The organism is Natrinema longum, from assembly GCF_017352095.1.
GTDB lineage: Archaea > Halobacteriota > Halobacteria > Halobacteriales > Natrialbaceae > Natrinema > Natrinema longum.
On record NZ_CP071463.1, the window covers coordinates 85,843 to 106,530 of the forward strand.

The 20,688-nt window shown below is 68.0% G+C and carries 17 protein-coding genes; 5 read left to right on the forward strand and 12 right to left on the reverse strand.

What is annotated here, in order from left to right; translation table 11 throughout:
* Nucleotides 1-106: 106 nt before the first annotated feature.
* From J0X27_RS00415 to J0X27_RS00425, 3 genes are all read right to left on the reverse strand, one after another.
* The gene (locus J0X27_RS00415; RefSeq protein WP_224214700.1) at nucleotides 107-832 is read right to left on the reverse strand and encodes a hypothetical protein; all 726 of its coding nucleotides are present in this window, start codon (nucleotides 830-832) and stop codon (nucleotides 107-109) included.
* A 163-nt stretch (nucleotides 833-995) separates the two neighbouring features.
* A complete protein-coding gene (locus J0X27_RS00420; protein ID WP_207270547.1) occupies nucleotides 996-3,482 on the reverse strand; it encodes a heavy metal translocating P-type ATPase in 2,487 nt (828 codons plus the stop codon).
* Between the two features lie 329 nt (nucleotides 3,483-3,811).
* Complete coding sequence (locus tag J0X27_RS00425; protein ID WP_207270548.1) at nucleotides 3,812-4,792, reverse strand: transcription initiation factor IIB; 981 nt, start codon at nucleotides 4,790-4,792, stop codon at nucleotides 3,812-3,814.
* 194 nt (nucleotides 4,793-4,986) lie between these two features.
* Between J0X27_RS00425 and gatC the strand changes: the two genes are divergently transcribed.
* From gatC to J0X27_RS00440, 3 genes are all read left to right on the forward strand, one after another.
* Nucleotides 4,987-5,265 carry an Asp-tRNA(Asn)/Glu-tRNA(Gln) amidotransferase subunit GatC gene (gene gatC / locus J0X27_RS00430; protein WP_097379066.1) on the forward strand — a complete coding sequence of 93 codons (279 nt, stop codon included), beginning with the start codon at nucleotides 4,987-4,989 and terminating at the stop codon, nucleotides 5,263-5,265.
* 2 nt (nucleotides 5,266-5,267) lie between these two features.
* Nucleotides 5,268-6,536, forward strand: a complete 1,269-nt coding sequence (gene gatA / locus J0X27_RS00435) for an Asp-tRNA(Asn)/Glu-tRNA(Gln) amidotransferase subunit GatA (RefSeq protein ID WP_207270549.1) — start codon at nucleotides 5,268-5,270, stop codon at nucleotides 6,534-6,536.
* Nucleotides 6,537-6,768: 232 nt separating this feature from the next.
* Nucleotides 6,769-7,182, forward strand: coding sequence for a DUF8048 family protein (locus J0X27_RS00440; protein ID WP_207270550.1), 414 nt, complete (start codon nucleotides 6,769-6,771; stop codon nucleotides 7,180-7,182).
* A 61-nt stretch (nucleotides 7,183-7,243) separates the two neighbouring features.
* Here J0X27_RS00440 and J0X27_RS00445 read toward each other — a convergent pair whose 3' ends face one another.
* The gene (locus tag J0X27_RS00445) at nucleotides 7,244-7,594 is read right to left on the reverse strand and encodes a helix-turn-helix transcriptional regulator (protein WP_097381545.1); all 351 of its coding nucleotides are present in this window, start codon (nucleotides 7,592-7,594) and stop codon (nucleotides 7,244-7,246) included.
* A gap of 163 nt (nucleotides 7,595-7,757) precedes the next feature.
* Complete coding sequence (locus tag J0X27_RS00450; RefSeq protein WP_207270551.1) at nucleotides 7,758-8,501, reverse strand: NRDE family protein; 744 nt, start codon at nucleotides 8,499-8,501, stop codon at nucleotides 7,758-7,760.
* 236 nt (nucleotides 8,502-8,737) lie between these two features.
* Here J0X27_RS00450 and J0X27_RS00455 point away from each other — a divergent pair, with 236 nt between their 5' ends.
* Nucleotides 8,738-10,327 (forward strand): BCCT family transporter, encoded by a 1,590-nt coding sequence (locus tag J0X27_RS00455; RefSeq protein WP_207270552.1) that lies wholly within the window; start codon nucleotides 8,738-8,740, stop codon nucleotides 10,325-10,327.
* Nucleotides 10,328-10,424: 97 nt separating this feature from the next.
* Here J0X27_RS00455 and J0X27_RS00460 read toward each other — a convergent pair whose 3' ends face one another.
* The 5 genes from J0X27_RS00460 to J0X27_RS00480 all read right to left on the reverse strand — a co-directional run bounded on the left by J0X27_RS00460 (nucleotide 10,425) and on the right by J0X27_RS00480 (nucleotide 16,209).
* A complete protein-coding gene (locus J0X27_RS00460; RefSeq protein ID WP_207270553.1) occupies nucleotides 10,425-11,984 on the reverse strand; it encodes a class I adenylate-forming enzyme family protein in 1,560 nt (519 codons plus the stop codon).
* Complete coding sequence (locus J0X27_RS00465) at nucleotides 11,981-13,066, reverse strand: mandelate racemase/muconate lactonizing enzyme family protein (protein WP_207270554.1); 1,086 nt, start codon at nucleotides 13,064-13,066, stop codon at nucleotides 11,981-11,983. Before J0X27_RS00465 ends, J0X27_RS00460 begins: the two co-directional genes overlap by 4 nt.
* A complete protein-coding gene (locus J0X27_RS00470; protein WP_207270555.1) occupies nucleotides 13,063-14,007 on the reverse strand; it encodes a 1,4-dihydroxy-2-naphthoate polyprenyltransferase in 945 nt (314 codons plus the stop codon). Before J0X27_RS00470 ends, J0X27_RS00465 begins: the two co-directional genes overlap by 4 nt.
* Before the next feature lie 63 nt (nucleotides 14,008-14,070).
* Nucleotides 14,071-15,276, reverse strand: coding sequence for a DUF7350 domain-containing protein (locus tag J0X27_RS00475; protein ID WP_207270556.1), 1,206 nt, complete (start codon nucleotides 15,274-15,276; stop codon nucleotides 14,071-14,073).
* A 42-nt stretch (nucleotides 15,277-15,318) separates the two neighbouring features.
* Complete coding sequence (locus J0X27_RS00480) at nucleotides 15,319-16,209, reverse strand: 1,4-dihydroxy-2-naphthoyl-CoA synthase (RefSeq protein ID WP_207270557.1); 891 nt, start codon at nucleotides 16,207-16,209, stop codon at nucleotides 15,319-15,321.
* A gap of 201 nt (nucleotides 16,210-16,410) precedes the next feature.
* Here J0X27_RS00480 and J0X27_RS00485 point away from each other — a divergent pair, with 201 nt between their 5' ends.
* Complete coding sequence (locus tag J0X27_RS00485) at nucleotides 16,411-17,460, forward strand: J domain-containing protein (protein WP_207270558.1); 1,050 nt, start codon at nucleotides 16,411-16,413, stop codon at nucleotides 17,458-17,460.
* On the opposite strand, the gene menD is transcribed toward J0X27_RS00485, so the two are convergent.
* Both menD and J0X27_RS00495 read right to left on the reverse strand, forming a co-directional pair.
* Nucleotides 17,461-19,287, reverse strand: coding sequence for a 2-succinyl-5-enolpyruvyl-6-hydroxy-3-cyclohexene-1-carboxylic-acid synthase (menD, locus tag J0X27_RS00490; RefSeq protein WP_207270559.1), 1,827 nt, complete (start codon nucleotides 19,285-19,287; stop codon nucleotides 17,461-17,463).
* Nucleotides 19,284-20,642, reverse strand: a complete 1,359-nt coding sequence (locus J0X27_RS00495) for an isochorismate synthase (RefSeq protein WP_207270560.1) — start codon at nucleotides 20,640-20,642, stop codon at nucleotides 19,284-19,286. The genes menD and J0X27_RS00495 overlap by 4 nt, the downstream gene beginning before the upstream one ends.
* Between the last annotated feature and the right edge of the window lie 46 nt (nucleotides 20,643-20,688).

Sequence of the window (20,688 nt, forward strand, 5' to 3'; positions counted from 1 at the left end):
GCCACGGCTGATCGCCAAACGGGGACTCTCCGTGCCCGTTCGCTTGCAGCGGTGTACTGACGAAGGGGTGTCGAACGCTGGTCCGGAGCCGTCGGGAGGCAGGGGCTCATTCGAAAGTCGCAACCAGGTCGCCGTCCGCGAGCGGATCGGGTGCACGAGATTGCCACTCGTCGGAGTCGAGCGTGGCTGCCTCGTCGAACTCGACCCTGGCCGCGCCGCTCTCGTCGACCGCGTACACGACGCCGCTGGGTGCAACGTCGGCGACCGAAACGCTGCCGTCCTCGTGGAGCATCGATCCGATCGCGTCCGTTCGGAGGAGGAAGACGACCGTCGGGTCTTCGTCCCACGTCTCGCTCTCCTGTACGTTGTAGGAGATCTCGAGGACGTGGGTCGGCTCCCGTCTGTCACAGAGCACGTCGTGTGTCACGTAGCCGTGCTCGAACTCGTCGACGAAGTCGACGATTCCGTCGGTCGTATACGCCGCCGGTGCGTCGGGGTACGGAACCGTCGCCGCGGTCTCGTATTCGCGGGTCTCACCGCCCTCGGCCTCGACTTCGATGCGCTTCGAGTCCCGCGTGCACTCCGGTCGGTTCGGCTCGTCGTCGAACTCACTTCGGACCGATCCGGTCGGTGTCTTTCCGTCGGAGTGGGTCGGTTCGTCGTTGTCGTTTCGCTCATCGCTGGACTGGTCCGGTTCGTCGTCGTTTCGCTCGTTATCGCTGGACCGATCCGGTTCGTCGCCGTTTCGACCGTCGTCGCTGCCGTCATCGAGACAGCCGGCGAGCGCTCCCGAGACCGCTCCGAGCGCCGTCAGCATCGAGCGCCGTTTCATCGACCGAGATGTTGTGGCGAGAGTCGTATAAGATTGCCTTGAGGTAAAACGGGAATTTTAGCCACTCGCGAGAGCTATCCGAGTGACGCTCGGAGTTGGCCATCGGCCCGTCGGCGATCCGGTCGCGTCGGTCGAGCGGAGGATACGCCGTGACGGGACGACACTATCGATCGTCCTCGAGTATCGACCGCGAGGAGTTGACGACGACGATGGCGCTACTCGTTGCCATCGCAACGGCCGCGAAAAGCGGGTTAATCAGTCCCACCGCGGCCAGCGGAATCGCGACGGCGTTGTACAGCAGCGCCCAGCAGACGTTCTCGCGGATCCGCCGCCGGGTCGCACTCGCGAGGTCGAACACCGACCGAACGTCCCGGAGGTCACTCGAGGTGACGACCGCGTCGGCGGCGTCGGTCGCACGGGCCGTCCCGTTGCCGAGCGCGATTCCGACGTCCGCCGCGGCCAGCGCCGGGGCGTCGTTCGTCCCGTCGCCGACCATCGCCGTCACTCCCTCGCGGGAGAGTCGTCGGACCGTCTCGACCTTCCCGTCGGGTGGGACGCCCGCGAAGACCCGGTCGACCGCGGGGTGGTCGCGAACGGTCGCCGTCGCGGACTCGTCGTCGCCCGTCAGCACGACCACCGTTCGGTCGGTAAACGACTCGAGGACCGGCTGCCAGGCCGCTCGCGTTCGATCGCCGACGACGGCGACCGCTCTCGCTCGCCCGCCGTAGCCGATGACCGTCGCGAGCCGTCCCGTCTCTCGTGCGTCGTCGATCGCCGCCTCGAGTTCGGCCGGGATCGGACCGACCAGCCGCTCGACCAGCGCCGGCGTTCCGACGACGACCCGCCCGTCGTCGTCCGGTTCGGGACCGGGCAGAGTCGTTCCATCGACCCGCGCGCTGACGCCCTCGCCGGGGTGGCGCTCGAAGTCGGTGACCGGGAGTGTGCGCTCGTCGGCTGAATCGTCGCCGGCAGCGAGGGACTCGAGGCTCCCGCCGTCGGGAGCGACGCCTGGGCCGCCCGTCCCGTCGGCTGTCTGCCCCCCTCGCTGGGCGTCACCGGCGGCCACGATGGCGTCGGCGACGGGGTGTTCCGACCGTCGCTCGACGGCCGCGGCGGGGCCGATCGCATCCGTCTCTCCGTGGATCTCGAGCACCGTCATCTCGCCGGTCGTCAACGTACCGGTCTTGTCGAAGACGACGGTCTCGACGGCCGGAGCCGACTCGAACAGGGTCGCGTTCGCGACGACGATCCCGCGCTCCAAGGCGTCACGGAGCCCGGAGGCGACCGCCAGCGGGGTCGCAAGCCCCATCGCGCAGGGACAGGAGACGACGAGTACCGTCAGCCCCGTGAGCACCGCCTCCCCGACCGCGGTTCCCGTCGCGAGCCGCCAGGCCGTCACGCCGACCGCGAGGGTCAACACGAGGGGGACGAAGACCGTCGCGAGCCTGTCTGCCAGCCGCTGGACCCCCGGCGTCGAACTCTGGATTTCCCACATGAGCGTCGCGATGCGATCGAGCGTGCTCTCGGCGTCCTCGCCGACCTCGAGGACGAGCGCGCTGTCGGTCACGATCGTGCCGCCGACGACGCGCTCCCCCGGTCGCTTCGTGACCGGGAGCGACTCGCCGGTGAGGAGGGATTCGTCGACGGCCGCCGTCCCCTCGAGGACCGTCCCGTCGACGGGAATCCGCTCGCCGGGTTTGACGAGGAGTTCGTCACCCGCCGCGAGCCGATCGACGGGAACCGTCTCGGTCCCGTCGGCGGTTCGACGGGTCGCGTCGCGGACCCGCGTGGCGGTCACGTCCGCGAGCAAGTCGGTCGCCCGACGCTTGATCCGCCGCTCGTAGTAGCTCCCGAGCGTGACGACCATGATCACCGCGACGGTCACGTCGTAGTAGAGGTGCGTGCTCCCCATGAGCAGCGCGACCGTGCTGTAGGCGTACGCCGAGACGGCCGCGATCGCGATCAGCAGATCCATGTTCGGCTGCCGGACCCGCAGGCTGACGTACGCGCCGCGCAAGACGGGATGCCCGGTGTAGAACAACACGCCGCCGGTCAACAGCCCGATCATCGTGAGCGGGAGGTAGGTCCCCACGGGCGAGGTCGCGTCGACCGAGAGGATGCCCGTCTCGATCCCCACGTAGCTCGGATAGAGGTAGAACAGGTACCACGGCATGACGAGCATCGCCAGGAACCCGCCGACGAGCAGCCGCTGGACGAGTTCCTCGTCGGCTCGATGGTCCCCCTCGTCGTCACGAAATCGCGCCTCGTAGCCGTAGCCCGAAAGCGTCTCGGGGAGGTCGCCCTCCTCCAGCAGCTCGGGATCGTAGACGACGCGGGCGGTGTCGGTCGCGTAGCTCGCCTCGACCGCCAGAATCCCCCGTTCGCGCTCGCCCAGCAGGGAGACGAACCCCTCGCAGGTCGAACAGTGCATGCCGTCGATCGCGAGGAACGTCTCCGCGGCCTCGTCGGGAACCGTCCGCTCGCCGGTTCCCTCCGCCCGGTCGACGACGCGGTCCCGGTCGACGTCCGCGACCGTCTCCAACGTCTCGCTCACCTCGAGACAGCCCTGACAGCAGAACTGCCCCTCGACGTCTCCCGCCGTCACCGGTGGCTCCGGCGTTGGGAGGCCACACAGCGAGCACGAACTCATCTCGTGGTCGATACTCGCGGACGCCGGGTAGCCGTGGTGCCGAATACGTTCGTCCGCTCGCTCACCGTACGCCCCCGGTCGTCGCACTCAGGTCCAGACTCGAAGGCAATCGGTCGAACAGAAGTGCAGTTCGACGCGATCCGTTCGATCCGGTTCGACGTGGGTCGTTAACGTGTATGCGACCTCGTCGGCATCGCAGTTATCGCAGTGCATACTGGCCCGCTCGACGTGGGCACCCTTCAGTATGAATCGATTACGACCGTCGTGGGACGGTGCTCACGGCCGTCGCAGGGCCGTAATATCGTATTAACGGTGCCTTCGAGCCGGTTTCAGGCCGCCGCTCCCTCCTCGTCGGCCTCGAGCAACTCGTGGTAGCGGTTGCGGATCGTCACTTCGGAGATGTTGGCGACGTCGCTGACGTCGTTTTGCGTGACCTGCTCGTCGGTCAGGAGCGCGGCGGCGTACACCGCGGCGGCGGCGAGGCCGACCGGCGACTTGCCGCTGTGGATCCCCGTCTCTTTGGCCGTCGCCAGTAACCCGCGAGCGCGGTGTTCGGTCTCGTCGGCGAGGTCGAGATCGCTGGCGAACCGGGGGACGTAGCTCTCGGGATCGGCCGGCTGGATCTCGAGGCCGAGTTCGCGGACGACGTAGCGATAGGTGCGGGCGACCTCGTCTTTCTCGACGCGTGAAACGGCCGCGATTTCGTCCAGGCTCCTGGGTGTACCGGCCTGACGGGCGGCGGCGTACAGCGAGGCCGTCGCGACGCCTTCGATCGAACGGCCCGGCAGGAGGTCGTCCTCGAGCGCGCGCCGGTAGATGACGCTCGCCGTTTCCCGAACGGTGTCGGGGAGCCCGAGTGCGGAGGCCATCCGATCGATCTCGCCGAGCGCCTGCTTGAGGTTCCGTTCCCTGGCGTTGCGGGTCCGGAACCGTTCGTTCCAGGTGCGCAGGCGCTGCATCTTCTCGCGCTGGCGGGAACTCAGGGACTTCCCGTAGGCGTCTTTGTCCTGCCAGCCGATGTTCGTCGAGAGCCCCTGATCGTGCATCATGTTGGTCGTCGGCGCGCCCACTCGGGATTTCTCGTCCTTTTCGGCGGCGTCGAACGCTCGCCACTCGGGGCCCCGATCGATCTCGTCCGCGTCGACCACCAGGCCACAGTCCGTACAGACCGTCTCGGCGTGTTCGTCGTCGGCGACCAGTCGACCGCCACACTCCGGGCACCGCTCTCGCTCGCGGGTGGGTTCGGCGGCCGCGTCGCTCTCGGCTCGGTCTCGCTCGTCAGTCCGCGTCCGAATGGGTGAGTCAGTCATTATCGACGTCTCGGGAACCGATCGCTGGAAAACGTTCTCTGGACTATCTTAACGGATCTCTGTCACTTAAACGCTTGGGTCGACGACAGCGTGGGGACGACCGGCCCCCGCGAACGAACCCAGAGACGCCAGCGACCGCCGATCGTGGCGGCAGTATCGAAACCCTTACTCTCCGGAGGCCGGTGCGAACACGTATGAGCGACGACGCCGTCAGTCCCGAGGAAGTCCGCCACGTTGCGGAGCTGGCTCGTGTCGACCTCGACGACGACGAGGTCGACCGGTTTACCGGGCAGTTCGCGGACATCCTCGAGTACTTCGAGACCCTAGACGAGGTGCCGGAAGTCGACCGTGACGCCGATCTCGCGAACGTGATGCGGCCGGACGAGGAACGCACATCCCTCGAGAGCGAGGCCGCACTCGGAAACGCGCCGGAAACCGAGGACGGCTACTTCAAAGGCCCCAACGTCTCGTGATCATGTCGGACGATATCTTCATCACCGAGGAGCGGATCGAAGGGGCCGACGACGGACCGCTCGCCGGCAAAACGGTCGCGGTCAAGGACAACATCTCGACCGAAGGCGTCCGAACGACCTGTGGCTCGCGGATGCTCGAGGACTACGTCCCACCCTACGACGCCACGGTCGTCTCCCGACTCACGGAGGCCGGCGCGACGATCGTCGGGAAGGCGAACATGGACGAGTTCGGGATGGGAACGACCACCGAGACCTCCTACTTCGGCGAGACGGACAACCCCGCCGCACCGGGACACGTCCCCGGTGGCTCCTCCGGTGGCTCCGCGGCCGCCGTCGCCGCCGGCGAGGCCGACCTCGCGCTCGGTTCCGACACCGGTGGCTCCGTCCGCTGTCCCGCCGCCTTCTGTGGCGTCGTCGGAATCAAACCCACCTACGGGCTGGTCTCGCGGTACGGCCTCGTCGCCTACGGCAACAGTTTAGAGCAGATCGGCCCCTTCGGCGAGACGGTCGAGGACGCCGCCGAACTGCTCGACGTGATCGCCGGCAGCGACGACCGCGACGCGACCACCCGCAGCGAGGGCGACGACGCGAACTACGCCGAGGCTGCCACCGGCGACGTCGACGGACTCTCGATCGGCGTTCCGACCGAGTTGCTCGAGGGAGCCGACGAGGGCGTCGTCGAGACGTTCTGGAAGGCGCTGGGCGAACTCGAGGATCGCGGGGCCGAGTACCACGAGGTCTCGCTCCCGTCGGTCGAACACGCCGTCGAGGCCTACTACGTGATCGCGATGTCGGAGGCTTCCTCGAACCTCGCGCGGTTCGACGGGGTGCGCTACGGCCACTCGGGCGGATACGACGGGAACTGGAACGAGACCTTCGCCCGCGCCCGCGAGGAGGGCTTCGGCGACGAGGTCAAGCGTCGGATCCTGCTCGGAACGTACGCGCTCTCGGCGGGCTACCACGACAAGTACTACAAGAAGGCCCAAGACGCTCGCGCGTGGGTCAAACAGGACTTCGACGAGGCGCTTTCCGAGGCCGACGTACTCGCGAGCCCCACGATGCCGGTCCCGCCGTTCGAACTCGGCGAGAGCCTAGACGATCCGCTCCAGTTGTACCTCGCCGACGCGAACACGGTGCCGGTCAACCTCGCGGACCTGCCCGCGATTTCGGTCCCGGCGGGCGAAACCGACGGGCTCCCCGTCGGCCTCCAACTCGTCGGCCCCGCCTTCGGCGAAGAACGCCTGATCCGGGCCGCGAGCGCGCTCGCCTGATACGGTTTGCTGTCCCGATGTCCCGGTGAGACCGCAGGGCGGTCCCGGTCCCACCGGCACTGACGGACAGGAGACCGTCTGAGTTCTCCCGGACAGCACCGCGGTGAAACTGACGGGAGTGCGGGGTTCGTGATAGCGTGACAGTGGCGACAATACGGTCGTCTGAACAACACCTTTTTGTACTATTTTGGATAGGGTAGATATACCGACGGAATCACTCGAAGAAAGGACCATGAAAATCGCACAGAACCAGACCGTCGAGTTCGACGAGTTCTCGAGGGCGTGTGACCTCGTGGAGGCGTACTTCGGCGACACCATCGACGACGTCGCGTTGCACGCGCCCGTATCACGTCGCCAACTCATCGCCGTCCTCGCTCGCGCACAGCTCTCGGGCCGTCAGTTCACGATCGATGGACTGACCCAGCAAGGCGAGATCGTCTACCAGTCCACCACCGAGACCCTCCTCTGGCTCGACGGCGGGTTCTGGACGGATATGCGGGGCCGACACCACTTGACGCCCGACGAGGGACGGGCGGCACGCGAAGTCCACCGACGAATCATCGACGCCCTCGACGGCGACGTGTCCTACTACAACCGCGAACGCGACCCGTTCGTCCTCATCGAGCGCTTCGATCCCTACGAGTGAGCGAGGAACGATCCCTGCGAAAGACGGGTTCCGACCGGTCGGTCCCGCCCGCGACCGGCGTCTACTCCTCGTAGGCGAGGTTCATGATCCACTGCGAGAAGGCGTCGCTGTTGGGATCGACCTCCTCCTCGCCGATAAAGGGCGAGAGCATGTCGCCGGCCATCAGAAGGGTGAAATCGAGGTCGCGAGCGGTCGGCGAGATGTAGTAGGTGTTGTGGCCGTTGTAGACGGTTTCCTCGCGATCGACCAGCTCTTTTTCGACGAGCGACTCGACGATTCGACTGCCCTTCCGCGATGAAACGTCCAGTTCCTTCCAGAAATCGCTCTGATGAATGCCGCCGGTTTCCCGAACGAGCTCGAGGCCGGCCCGTTCGTCCTCGGAGAGTTCGGCTTCGGTCGCGGAAACGCTCACGGAGACCACCTCGCCGTGCGCGTCGCTACAGGCAGGAGTGCGTCCATATCCATACGAGAGGGAGCGAGCCGCTTAAATGTGCCCTTCGCCGTCGACTGCGGGCGCGGTCGGTTCACCGCGGCCCGCGAGAACGGTCTCCGCGGAGCCGTCACCACCCAGACTCTCACTCGGTCTCGAGGCTGATGGCGTCGTAGGTCGTCCGACACGGTGGCCCCGAGGCGAAGGCGTATCGTGACGTTTCGGGGCCAAGCGCGATCAGTGACGACGATCGGGTTCCGAACCCGTTTCGGTGAATGCAGACGCCGTATTCGTGATCACCGAGTACTTCGCCCGCGCGTTCGAGCCAGTCGCCGGCAGTTTCGTCGGATTCGACCGCGAGCGCCTCCCGAACGGCTCGAGCGTTCGCCGCCTGTTCTCGCCCCATCTCGGGTCGAATCGAGGGGACGTCGACGTCGTCGTCGACGGCGACGTTGACGACGACGTGGACGCCGGGGTCGAACTCGGTCAGGGAAAGGCTCCCATCCCACTGGTAGCAGAACGCGTCCGCCGCGTCGGCGACGACGAGGTAAAAGCCACTGTACTCGTCGTCTTCGATCGCAGTTTCGACGACGGCTTTCGCGTCCGCGGCGGATCGTGCCTCGAGGGCGTCGGCGACGAGCAGCCCGCGCGAGCGGTCGCCGGCGAGGTCCGCGTTGTTCCATTTGTTCGTGATCCCGACGAAAACGCCGAACTCGTTGTAGCCGATCCAGGTTCCGCCGGCCTCGGCGTCACGCGGCGCGACGATCAGCGGGTCTTCGCGGTAGACGTCCGGCGGTTCCGAGGGCCGGCCGACCGCCTCGTCGCGGTTCGCGGCGACGGCGACCGGTGCCTCCTCGAAGACCTGCCAAGCGAGCGTGAGCGTACACACGGCTCCGGGTAGGGCCGCAAGCGGCTTAACTCCGGCTTCGGCGGCAATCCCGTTGCCTCCGTCCGGCGGTCCCGCAGTGTGATACCGATCCTGTATCGGCGTTCGATACAAAGGGTACTTCAACGATTAGCGGCGGGATCCGAGACACATCTGATGCTAGCTCACACAACCGTGAGTAGCGACGACGTGCAGTCGACTGCCCACGACGGGCACGAAACACCCAGCGGGGTCGGACGATGAACGTCGGACGGCTCCTCGGCCTCGAGGACGCGTCGCGGGGGGAGCGGGCCCTGTTCTTCGTGACGATGGGCGTGATGCTCTCGCTCGGGACGGTCGGGTTCTTCCGGCCGACGGCGTTGAGTAACGCGCTCACCGGCGCGAAAGACTGGATCCTCGTTTACTTCGGCTGGTGGTTCATCCTCCTCGGGTTCGTCCTGCTGGTCGCCGCGACCGCGTTCACGGCCTCGCGATACGGCCGGATCCGGATCGGCGGCCCCGACGCCGAGCCCGAGTTCGATCGCTTCTCGTGGCTGTCGATGGTCTTTACCGTCGGGTTCGGCGCGTCGGTCCTCATCTGGGGCGTGGCGGAACCGGTCTCGATCGTTCAGCAGCCACCGCCGGATCCCGCACCGGTACAGAACGCGTCCACCGAGTCGATGGCGCTCGCGTTCATGTTCATCCACGAGGTGTTCCCGGGGCTGGCGATGTGGTATCTGCCCGTCGCGATCGCCTTCGGGATCGCGGTCTACACGGACGGGATCGGCGACTACAAGATCAGTTCGATGCTGGCCGGCGTCGTCGACGCCGACCGGATCCCCGGTCTCTACTGGCTGGTCGATCTGGCGGCGCTGATTGCCACGATCGGCGGCATCGCGACGACGCTCGGGTTCAGCGCACAGACGATGTCTGCGATCCTCGGCGGCGTCTTCGGCCTCGAGGCACGGATCCTGACCTACGCGGTGTTCGCGCTGATCGGGCTGGTCTTCCTCGGCGACGTCTGGCTCGGCCTCCGGAAGGGGATCCGTAATGCGGCCCGCGCGACGGTGGTCCTCATCGGCGTCGCGATGGCCCTGCTCATCGTGGTCGGGCCGACGCTGTACATGCTCGAGTTGCACCTCGATGCGACCGGCGTCTGGCTCAGCAACCTGTTCCGCCTGTCGCTGTACACCGCGCCGGGGGCCGAGGGCAACTGGGCGGCCAACTGGACCGGCTTCTGGTGGGCCTGGTGGGCCGCCTGGAGCATCTTCGTCGGGAGCTTCGTCGCCCGCGTCTCGAAGGGCCGCACGATCAGGGAACTGTTCACCGTCCTCGTGCTGGTTCCGACGCTGTTCACCTGGATCCAGCACGGCCTCATCGGCGGCTGGGCGCTCGCGCCGGGGTATCAGGCCCCGATCGCCGAGGCCATGGCCGCGGCGGGCAAGCCCGCAGCCGTCGCGAAAGCCCTCGAGATCACGCCGTACGGCACCGTCCTCGCGGTGCTTTTCGTCTTCATCATCGCTGGCTACATCGTCACGTCGCTCGACTCGGCGGTGTTCATGATCTCGGCGATTACGCTGGGCGACGAGAACCCGAACCCGCGAAACCGTGCGTGGTGGGGCGCGCTACTGGCGCTCTTTGGAATGATGTCGCTCGAACTCGAGGAGTTCAGCGCCATCGAGTCGCTGTCGGTGACGATGGCGCTGCCCTTCTCGCTGTTCCTGTTGCTCGTCCTGTACGGCAGCTACGTCGTCGCCAGGGACTACGTCCGTGAGAACGAGACGCCGATAGCCGACCCGCGGGCCCGCCATCGGCAGTCGGCGTCGAAGAGCGTCTCCGACGACGACTGAGACGGTCCATTGTAACGATTGACCGGTGCAACCGTAGGTCGTCGCGGTTGCACCGAAAACGACTTACAACAGCCCGTATGACCGCCGAGCCGGTTTCTTAGCCGCTGACGTCCGTTCCGTCAGCGCGCAGGCGCTCGCGGACCGCCTCGCGGTCGACGGTGCCCGAGGCGGTCCGTGGGAGCGTGTCGGCGACCCCGATCGTCTTCGGCCGCTTGAAGCCCGCGAGGCGCTCGTCGCAGTGGGCGAGCAGGGACGCCGGCTCGAGCGAACCCGCCGCCCCCGCCTCGGGAACGACGAGCGCCGCGACGCGTTCGCCCCACTCCGGATCGGAGAGGCCGACGACCGCGGCGTCGTCGACGGCCGGATGGACCCGCAGCGCCGCGACGACCTCGCCGGGATCGACGTTCTCCCCGCCGGTGACGATGCGGTCGCTGCGGCGGTTGAGAACCCACAACCGGCCGCCCTCGTCGCGGTAGCCGACGTCGCCGGTGTGGAGACCGTGGTCGCCGAAGGCCGCGTCGGTCCGATCGCCGTCGAGATAGCCCGGCGTCACCGTCGGCCCCGAGACGACGAGTTCGCCCTGTTCGCCCGGCCCGAGAACCGTTCCCTCCTCGTCGACGACGGTCACGTCGGTCCCGGAGAGCGGCCGGCCGACGGTCCCCTCGTGGGTCGCGGTTTCGGCCGGCGTCGCCGTCGCGATCTGGGAGGCGGTCTCGGTCATGCCGTAGGTCGGGTGGGCTGGCACGCCCCGCTCCCGACAGCGTTCGAGCAGCTCCCGCGAGGCCGGCGCACCGCCCAACAGGACGAACCGCAGCGTGTCGGGCGGGGTCCAGCCGGCCTCAAGCAGACGCTTGCACATCGTCGGCACGAGCGAGACGCCCGTGATTCCGTACTCCTCGATGACGCGAGCGGTTTCGCGGGGATCGAACGCGGGCTGGATCACGGCGGTCGTCCCGTAGAGCGTCGATCGGACGATCGGGGCCAGGCCGCCCATGTGGTACATCGGTAGACAGCAGAGCCACCGATCGTCCGGCAGGACGCCCAGTCGGAACGCCGAAGCGGTCGCGCTGGCGACGAGGTTGCCGACCGTCAGGCGGACGGCTTTCGGCTCGCCCGAGGTTCCGGACGTGAACATGAGCAGGTGGGTACGATCGCGCTCGAGCGTCGTCGGGATCGAACCACCCCCGGTACCCGATCGGTCCGGCTGGTTCGCTTCGCCGACCGGCCGAACGGAGCGGACGGAATCGTGCTCGGGCTCGTCGACGGAGACGACCGGACAGTCCGCGATCTCGAGCGCGAGCCCTTCCGTCTCCGACTCGCAGACGACCGCATCGAGGGCGAGTCGGCCCGCCTTCGCCTCGAGTTCGGCGGCCGTTTCGCGGACGTTCAGCGGGGCGATCGTGACGCCGCGACGCATCGCCGCGAAGTACACCTCGGCGAACGCGACGCGGGTCCCCATGAGGACCCCGAGGCGATCGTCCGGACCGGAGACGACGGGTTCGAGCCGCTCCGTGACCGAATCAACCCGGAGATCGAACTCCTCGTAGGTCCACTCCTCGCCCTCGTCGGCGTCGACGAGTGCCGTCGCGTCCGGAGTCGCCGAGACGCGATGCGACAAGAGGTCACGCGTCGGCCAGTCGACCTGCTCGTCTCTCATCGGCCACCCCACACGTCCGAGACCCCGAGCCCCTTCGCCTGCGGAACGACCGCCGACCCCTTCTCGAGCAAGACGGGATCCCGTCCCAGGTCGGTCGCGAGCAGGTCGCCGGTCGCGAGCCCGCAGGCCGGGACGTTGGAGATCGTCGCCGCGAGGTGGACCGCCCCCGTCCGCGCGACGACCCCGTCGATCGTCGTCGTCACCAGCGGCGTGATATCGAGTTCGCTCACCCAGGCTGCGACCTTGCGGGCGACGTCGACCCCGCCAAGCGCCATCGGTTTCAGAACCACGATGTCCGCCGCGTCGGCATCACAGATCGCGTCGACGCCGTGCTCGAGGAGTCCCTCGTCGAGCGCGATCGAGACCGCACCGCTCCGGACTCGGAGGTCGGCGTGTCCCTGCAACGCCCCCGCTGGAAGGGGCTGCTCGAGGGTCGAAACGCCAAGCTCCGCGAAGGACTCGAGTGCGGACGCGGCCTCCTCGTAGGTCCAGGCCTCGTTGGCGTCGGCTCGCAGTTCGACGGTCGAGCCGACGGCGTCGCGGACGCGACGAACGCGCTCGACGTCTTCTTCGACGCTCCGAACGCCGACCTTTAGCTTGCAGCACTCGAACCCGCGGTCGACGGCGCGGCGCGCTTGCGCGGCTGTTTCGGCCGGCGACCCGTCGCCGATCGTCGCGTTGACTGGGACCCGACCGACCAGCTCTCCCCGGCCGAGGTACCGATACAGCGGCATCGACTGTCGGGTCGCCTGGAGATCCGCCAGCGCAAGCGCCAGCGCGTGTCGCGCCGCGACCTGCCGATCGACCGCCGCGAGCGCCTCGCTCGGGCCGCCGGTCCGAATCGCGTCACGGGCGCGCTCGAGGGCCCGTTCGCAGTCCTCGCGGGACTCCGTCCAGCCGGGCAGCGGCGTCGCTTCGCCGTAGCCGACGGCCGGCTCGTCGCCGGGGTCGGCCCCCTCCGCGACTACCCGAACGAGAAACCCGTCCCGGGATTCGATCGTCCCGTCGCCCGTCTCCAGGGGCTCGGCGAGCGAGAGGGAAAACGGCCGATACTCGAGCACGAGGGCGTCCGCCGAACTCATACGACCACCAGTCCGCCGGCGAAACAGACCGCGTACATCGCGAGCAGTTTGCCGGTTCGCTCGAGTGCGGGGTTGAGGGCCTCGCCGTCCGTTCGCGTACAGACCGTCCGGGCGACCATCGCCGCGTACGGCAGGGTCACGAGCGGGAGCAACACGCCGGGACCGAACTCCGCCGCGAGCCAGAACCAGAGCGGAACGACGTAGGCGAGCGCGAGCACGGCGACGTACTCGAGGCGACTCCACCGGTAGCCGAGCCGAACCGCGAGCGTTCGCTTGCCGGTCTCGGCGTCGGTCTCCCTGTCGCGGATATTGTTCACGACGAGGATCGCCGTCGAGAGCCCGGCGATGGGCAGGCTCGCCGCGACGGCTTCGCGGGTGACCGTTCCGTCGGGAATCGTCGTCGTCAGCGGCTCGGCCAGGACGGCGACGGCTTGCACGTAGTAGGTCCCCGTCACTGCGACGAAGCCGAAGAAGACGAACACGAAGAGGTCGCCCAGCCCGTGGTATCCCAGCGGGTAGGGGCCGCCGGTGTAGGCCCACCCACAGAAGACGCTCACGAGCCCGATCACGAGGATCGGAAGCCCGCCGACGTAGACGAGATAGGTGCCGGTGAGGATCGCCAGGCCGAAGGTCACGACCGTCGCGAGCTTGACCTGGTCGGGCGAGATGAGCCCCGACTGGGTGACCCGGGTAAAGCCCTCGCGGTCCTCGGTGTCGGCACCCTTGATCGCGTCGTAGTAGTCGTTCGCGAAGTTCGTTCCGATCTGGATCAGTGCTGCCCCGACGAACGCCAGTATCGCCGGTAGCGGCGCGAACACGCCCTCGTGGACTGCGAGTCCCACCCCCACGATGATCGGTGCCGCAGCCGCGGGCAAGGTCTGGGGGCGGGCCGCCATCAGCCACGCCTTCGTCCGTGAGATGTCGACCTCAGCCGAACTCATTGGTCGAGTATCCCACTCGAGAGAGTGTCAACGTTGGCATTGCGAGTCGGGAATCGGCCAGGCTCACGCCGGCGGGACGACCACGTCGAGCGGTTCCATCTCGAAAAACGCCGTCTCGTAGCCCTGATGGCGTGTCGCTTGCGGTGGTGAGTCGACGAAGATCGTCACCGAATCCCCCTGCCGTCCGGATGCGAGCGACGCCCCGTAATGCAGCCCGTACTCGGCGTCGAGCGTTTCGGGTAGCTCGAGGGAGTCGACGACCGGGTCGCCGTCGCGCTCGACGACGGCCCGCAGGGACATGGTCGGCAGCGGAACGCGGTTGTACGGTGTCCGCGGCGAGACGAGCAGGTATCGGTCGTCGCCGTCGGCCAGCCGGGAACCCGGCTCGAGGAGCGTGACGACGAACGCCGCGTCGCCGCTTCTGGGAGGCTCGTCGGTGGCCGGATCCGCGTTCGGATCGACCAGACGGGTCCCGGGGTACTCGTCGGCCGGCGGGAGCGCGGAGTACGGGATCTCGGCGGGCATAGCGGTCTCGCCGTCACCGTCAGTCATCGGCTCGAGGGCACCCCGGTCGCCCCAGCGTTCCCGCTCGAGGAGTTCGAACCCGTCGACGACGTCCTCGCGGAACGCCTGATCGTACGTGAATTCGAACGTCGCAGTTCCACCGTCGGTGAACCGTCCCGCGAGCGTGCCGGTTCGTCGCGTCGGAAGTGGGGGGAGTTCGACGCTGACAGTGTGGGTGCCGTCCTCCCGCAGGGAGAGGTTGTCGCCGAAATGAACCCCCATCTCCTGTGAGAGCATGGGCCACAGCCGCCGCGACGCGATCTCGTCGCCGTCGTGCGTAATCGTCACCCTCGGCTCGGCGTCGCCGGGGAGGACGACTCCCGTCTCCGGATCCCAGCAGACGAGCATGAGATGGATCCCCCGGTCATCCGCCGGTTCGACGAGTTCGCGGTCCGTCCCTGTAACGACCCAGAACGGGTGGGGGTACGTGAGCATCGGTGCGACCATGGAGTCGCCGGCCGCGATCGGCTCGAGCACCCGCATCGACTTCCGGTGACCCGGGAGGTAGACCGCGTCCGGCGGATCCTCGAGCATCGGGATCGGTACACTGCCCGCGCTTTCATCGCCGGTACCGGGCACCTCGTTCCCGCGGCCGTCGGTACGTTCGTCGGTCCCGTCAGTGCCGGTGCCCGGGGCGGAACACCCCGCGAGGGCGAGGGCGACCGGAAGGGCAGCCGTTCGTTGGAGGATGGATCGTCGGTTCATGTCGGCTGTGTCCTCGAGCAGTATCGCAGTTCGTCGACGGATTCAGTAGTGCCACGGGAAGTCGTCGAAGTCGGGGTCGCGACCCTCGACGAAGGCGTCCCGTCCTTCCGCCGCTTCGTCGGTCATGTAACCAAGCCGCGTCGCCTCGCCGGCGAAGACCTGCTGGCCGACCATCCCGTCGTCGGTCATGTTGAAGGCGTACTTGAGCATCCGCATCGCCGTCGGGCTCTTCGCGTTGATACGCTCACCCCACTCGAGGGCGGTCTCCTCTAACTCCTCGTGTGGGACGGCCTCGTTGACCATTCCCATATCGGCGGCCTCCGCGGCGTCGTAGGTCTTGCCGAGGAAGAACACCTCGCGGGCCTTCTTCTGGCCGATCTGTTTCGCGAGGTACGCCGAGCCGAAGCCGGCGTCGTAGCTGGCCACGTCGGGATCGGTCTGGAGGAACTTCGCGTGCTCCTCGCTCGCGAGGGTCAGGTCACAGACGACGTGCAGCGAGTGGCCCCCGCCGACGGCCCAGCCCGGCACCACCGCGACGACCACCTTCGGGATGTGCCGAATGAGCCGCTGGACCTCGAGGATGTGGAGCCGTCCCTGTTCGGACGCTCGTTCCTCGTCGCCTTCGTACTGGTAACCGTCCTCGCCCCGGATCGTCTGATCGCCGCCGGAACAGAAGGCCCAGCCGCCGTCCTTCGAGGACGGGCCGTTCCCGGTCAGCAGGATACAGCCCACGTCGGTCTGGCGCTTGGCGTGGTCGAGCGCGTCGTAGAGTTCGTCGACGGTGCCCGGCCGGAATGCGTTGCGCACGTCGGGCCGGTCGAACGCGATCCGGACCGTTCCGGAGTCGACCGCGCGGTGATAGGTGATATCCCTGAACTCGTCGTTCAATTCCGCAGGCTCCCACTGCTCGGGGTCGAAGAGTTCCGAAACCATTTGCTCGACGTTGGTGTGCCGACCATGAAATAGGTTCGCGTCGCGGTTCGACCGATTTCGTATCGCACTATAGAATTCATCTGTAGGGTCTGAACCGCCAAGCAACGACGACACACGACTCGAACGTCGTCCTGTCTCCATCGGTGACAGTCTTCTCACCCGATTGATTTTTCACCCGGTCGTTCGACATCCGCGTAGGGAATGGGCGAGACGTACTACGACGTCCTCGAGGTCGATCCGGACGCGACCCAGGACGAAATCGAGTCGGCCTATCGCGACCGCGTCCTCGAGACGCATCCGGACCACTCCGACGACCCCGACGCGGCCGAGCAGTTCCAGCGTGTCACGACCGCGAAGTCCGTCCTCACCGACGGAACGGAACGCGCACGCTACGACCGCCTCGGCCACGAGACGTACGTCGGACTCGCCCAGGAGACGCGCGACTCGAGCGACGGAAGCGAGGAATCCGAGAGTCGAGAGTCGGACTCCGATCGAACCGACACCACGCAGCGGTCGACGGGGAGCAGGCGGACGGCCACCGGGAGAAACGGACCGTCCGCCGGGCCGGGGCGGACCGCGACCGACGCGGGGACGACGTCGAACGGCAGGCAACGGCGCTCGACCAGCACGGACGCCGGGGCTGGCGGGGAAACGGGGACGACCGAGACCGCCGGCGGACGGACGGCGACGAACGAGGGAACCGAACGGGGGAGCCACCACGCTCGACAGCGATCCAAACGCCGCCGTCGACGAGCGAAACGGCACGCGGCGACCGACGGCCCGTTCGTCGGCGACGACGGTAGCGACCTCGGAGCCCCCGGAACGGGAACGACCACGACGGTCGGCGAATCGACCGACTCACAGGACGAGGAAGCCGAATACTCCGTCCACGACTGGAACGACGAGATCGATCTCGAGCGGAACGGACACCCGTTCGACCGGACGACGGTGGTCTCGGTGGGTGCCGTCGCCCTCCTCTATCCGCTGTTCGTCGCCGCGAGTCTGACGACGATGTTTTCGCTCCCGGTCAACGCGATCATCGCGGCGTGTACGCTCGCACTGGTGGGCTATCTGCTGACGATGCCCCGCGTCGCGATCCCGACCTTCGGAGTCTGGAGCGTCCTCTTTCCCGTCGGCATGCTCCAGACCGGACTGGCCGACCCGTTCACCCTGGTCGGCTTACTGACGCTCGCGTTCGCCTGGGTCCCGCTGGGCAACGCCGTCGCTCTCTGGTGGGTGCTCCGTCCCTGATCACTCGGGAGTCCCGTCGACGGCCGACCTGACGCGGTCGGCGAGTGTGTCCCGACGCCGGTGGCTCGCTTCGGAATCGAATTCGACCGCGAGGAGTTGCGTCCCCGACGCGTCGATCGATCGACGGTACGCGTCGTCGAACGCCGTGGGAGTCACGCGCTGGAACTCGAGTCCGTACAGGTCCGCGAGCGCGTCGAACTCGAGGCCGTGGGGCGTCTTGAACTGCTCCGTGAACGGCGGGTCGAACGCCTCGATGGGGAGTTCGTGGAAGATGCCGCCGCCGTCGTTGTCCAGCAGCACGATCGTAGCGTCGACGTCACAGCGATCCACCGCGAGCAGCCCGTTCGAATCGTGATAGAGGGCCAGGTCGCCGGTGACGAGTACCAGCGGTTCGTCGGTCGTGGTGCCAGCACCGAGTGCCGTACTCGTGATTCCGTCGATACCGCTTGCGCCGCGATTCGCGAGCACCGTCAGGTCGGCGGGTCGCGGTCGCGCGAACCGGTCGGCGTCCCGAATCGGCATGCTGTTCGAGACGAACACCGTCGCCGGGTCCGGCGCGTTCGAGACGGCCGACGCGAGGATCGCTCCCTCGAAGGGGTCGGACTCGAGGACCGCTGGTTCCAGTGCCTCGTCGCGGACCGTCCAGTGGCGACGTTCGGCCGCGTCGAACCGGGCACGCCAGTCGTCGTCGGTCACGACCCCCTCGTTCAGCCCGCTATCGGTCGTCGCCAGCGCCTCGAGCAGGCCGTCGACGACGGCCGCGGGCTCGGCGGCGAGCAGGTCGGTGGCGGTGAACGTCGCCTCGCGCCACGCGCCTGCGGGATCGACGAGGAACTGCCGGGCATCGGCGTCCCGAAGCCAGTGACGAAGCGGTTTCGACGTCGGGGACGCGCCGAACCTGAGAACGACATCGGGGGGTGGTAGCTCTCCGACGTAGGTGTCGTACCCGCCGTAGATCGTCCGCGGTCGCCCAGCCACGTCGTCGCTCTCGGGGCGAACGTGCGGGCCGAATCGCAGTCCCGAAAGCGGGTCCGCGAGGATCGGCGCGCCGAGGCGGTCCGCGAGTTCGGTGACGGCCGCAGGCTCGAGTGTGGAAAGCGCCGTCGGATCGGCGGGACCCGCGACGACGAGCGGTCGGTCGGCGGTTTCGAGCGCTTGCAGAAGCGCTCCGTGCTCCTCGGCCGCGAGCGTTCCCGTCCCGCGAGTCGTTTCGACGAAGGGGCCGTCACGACCCTTCGCGGCCGTCGTCTCGGCGAACGCGTCGGGCACGTCGCCGGGCACCGCGGTCGGCTCGAGTGGCTTGCGAAACGGACAGTTACAGTGGACTGGCCCGGGCGGGTCGCCGGTCGTTTCGGAGAGCGCCCGCGCGGCGGTCGTCCGGAGCCGCCGCACTTTCCGCTCGTCGGGCTCGGGTTCGGGCAGTTCCGTGTACCACCGGACCGCGTCGCCGTAGAGTTTGACCTGATCGACGGTCTGGTTCGCGCCGCTGTCTCTGAGTTCGGGCGGTCGGTCGGCCGTGAGCACGAGCAGGGGGACGCGGGCCTGATCGGCCTCCATCACGGCGGGATGGAAGTTGGCCGCCGCCGTCCCGGAGGTACAGACCACTGCCGTCGGCTCGCCGGTGCGACGGGCACGACCGAGCGCGAAGTACGCCGCCGAGCGCTCGTCGAGGTGCGAATAGACGTCGATAGTCGGGTGTTCGGCGAACGCGACTGTCAGCGGCGTCGAGCGGCTGCCCGGCGCGAGACAGACGGCCTCGAGTCCCTGCTTTGCCAGTTCGTCGACGAGGACGCGACCCCACAGCGTCGCGCGGTTTGGTGCCGTCATCGGTTCGGCCGCGATCGGAGTTCATCGAGGATCGGTCGGAACTTGAGCTGTACTTCGTCCCACTCCTCGGCCGGGTCGCTGTCGGCGACGATCCCGTTGCCCGCAAAGAGCGTCACCGCGCCGTCGGCCGCGATGCCGGATCGGATGGCGACGGCGAACTCGCCGTCGCCGTCGGCGTCGAACCACCCCACGGGTGCGGCGTACCAGCCACGATCGAACGCCTCCGTCTCGCGGATCGTCTCCCAGGCCGCGTCGGGCGGGACGCCGCCGACCGCGGGCGTCGGATGCAGCGCCTCGACGATCTCGAGGACGTGCCGATCCCCCGCGAGCCTCGCTTCGATCGGCGTCTGGAGGTGTTGAATGGTCGCCAGCCGCCGAATCGTCTGCTCGCTGACGGTGAGTTCACTCGCGAGCGGGGCGAGCTGTTCACGGATCGCGTCCACGACGAGCCCGTGTTCGTGCTGGAACTTCGCGTCCGCCCGCATCCGATCGACGTGTTCGTCGTCTTCGGCCGGCGTCTCGCCGCGCGGGACCGAGCCGGCGAGCGCTTCCGTCTCGACGCGGTCGCCGCGCTTCGAGACCAGCCGTTCGGGTGGTGCACCGAAGAAGGTGCCGCCGATTTCGTGACCGACCAGAAAGCGATAACAGTTCGGATACTGGCGGCGCAGGCGCTCGAGCGTCGCGGGGACATCGACGGGCCCCTCGAGGTCGACCGAGAGGGCCTGCGCGAGGACGACTTTCCGCAACCGGCCGTCGGCGATCCGCTCGAGTGCGGTCTCGACCTGGGTCGACCAGTCCGCGGGCGAGGTCGTCCGCCGTGTCGCGGCGACGCCCGGCGTCGACCCGCTCGGTCGCATCGCCGGGAGGGCTGCCAGCCGCTCGTGCCAGTCCTCGAGTCGGTCGGCGGCTTCGTCTTCGCCGGGTCCGACGGCCGTCAGCCACGTCCCGTCGTCGGTCCGAGCGACGAGAACCTGCGGGACGACGAACGACGCCGCGTCGAAGCCGGTCCAGGGTGGCGCTGCCTCGTGGCCGTCGTGAAACGAAAACCCGCCGAACGCTCGCGGCCGGGCTGCCGGGGGCCCCTCGTGTTCGAGCCCATCGAAGGCTCGGCCGGCCTGCGATCGAATCCGATCGAATCGGTCGGGGCCACCGGCCCTGAACCGGGCGGCGACGCCCCGACCGACGAGTTCGAGACCGTCGGGGGTAGCCCACTGGACGCACGACTCGGCACTGCCATCGAGAATCGCACCGAAGGAGACGCCCTCGAGTTTGCGACTCCGGCCGACGAGGTCGACAGTGCCGGCCGCCGACTCACCCTCACTCGCCAGTCGACCATCGCCCGACGATCGATCCATCGACCGCACGTCAGGACCGCCCGGCCTTCAGCCTAACTATTCGCCG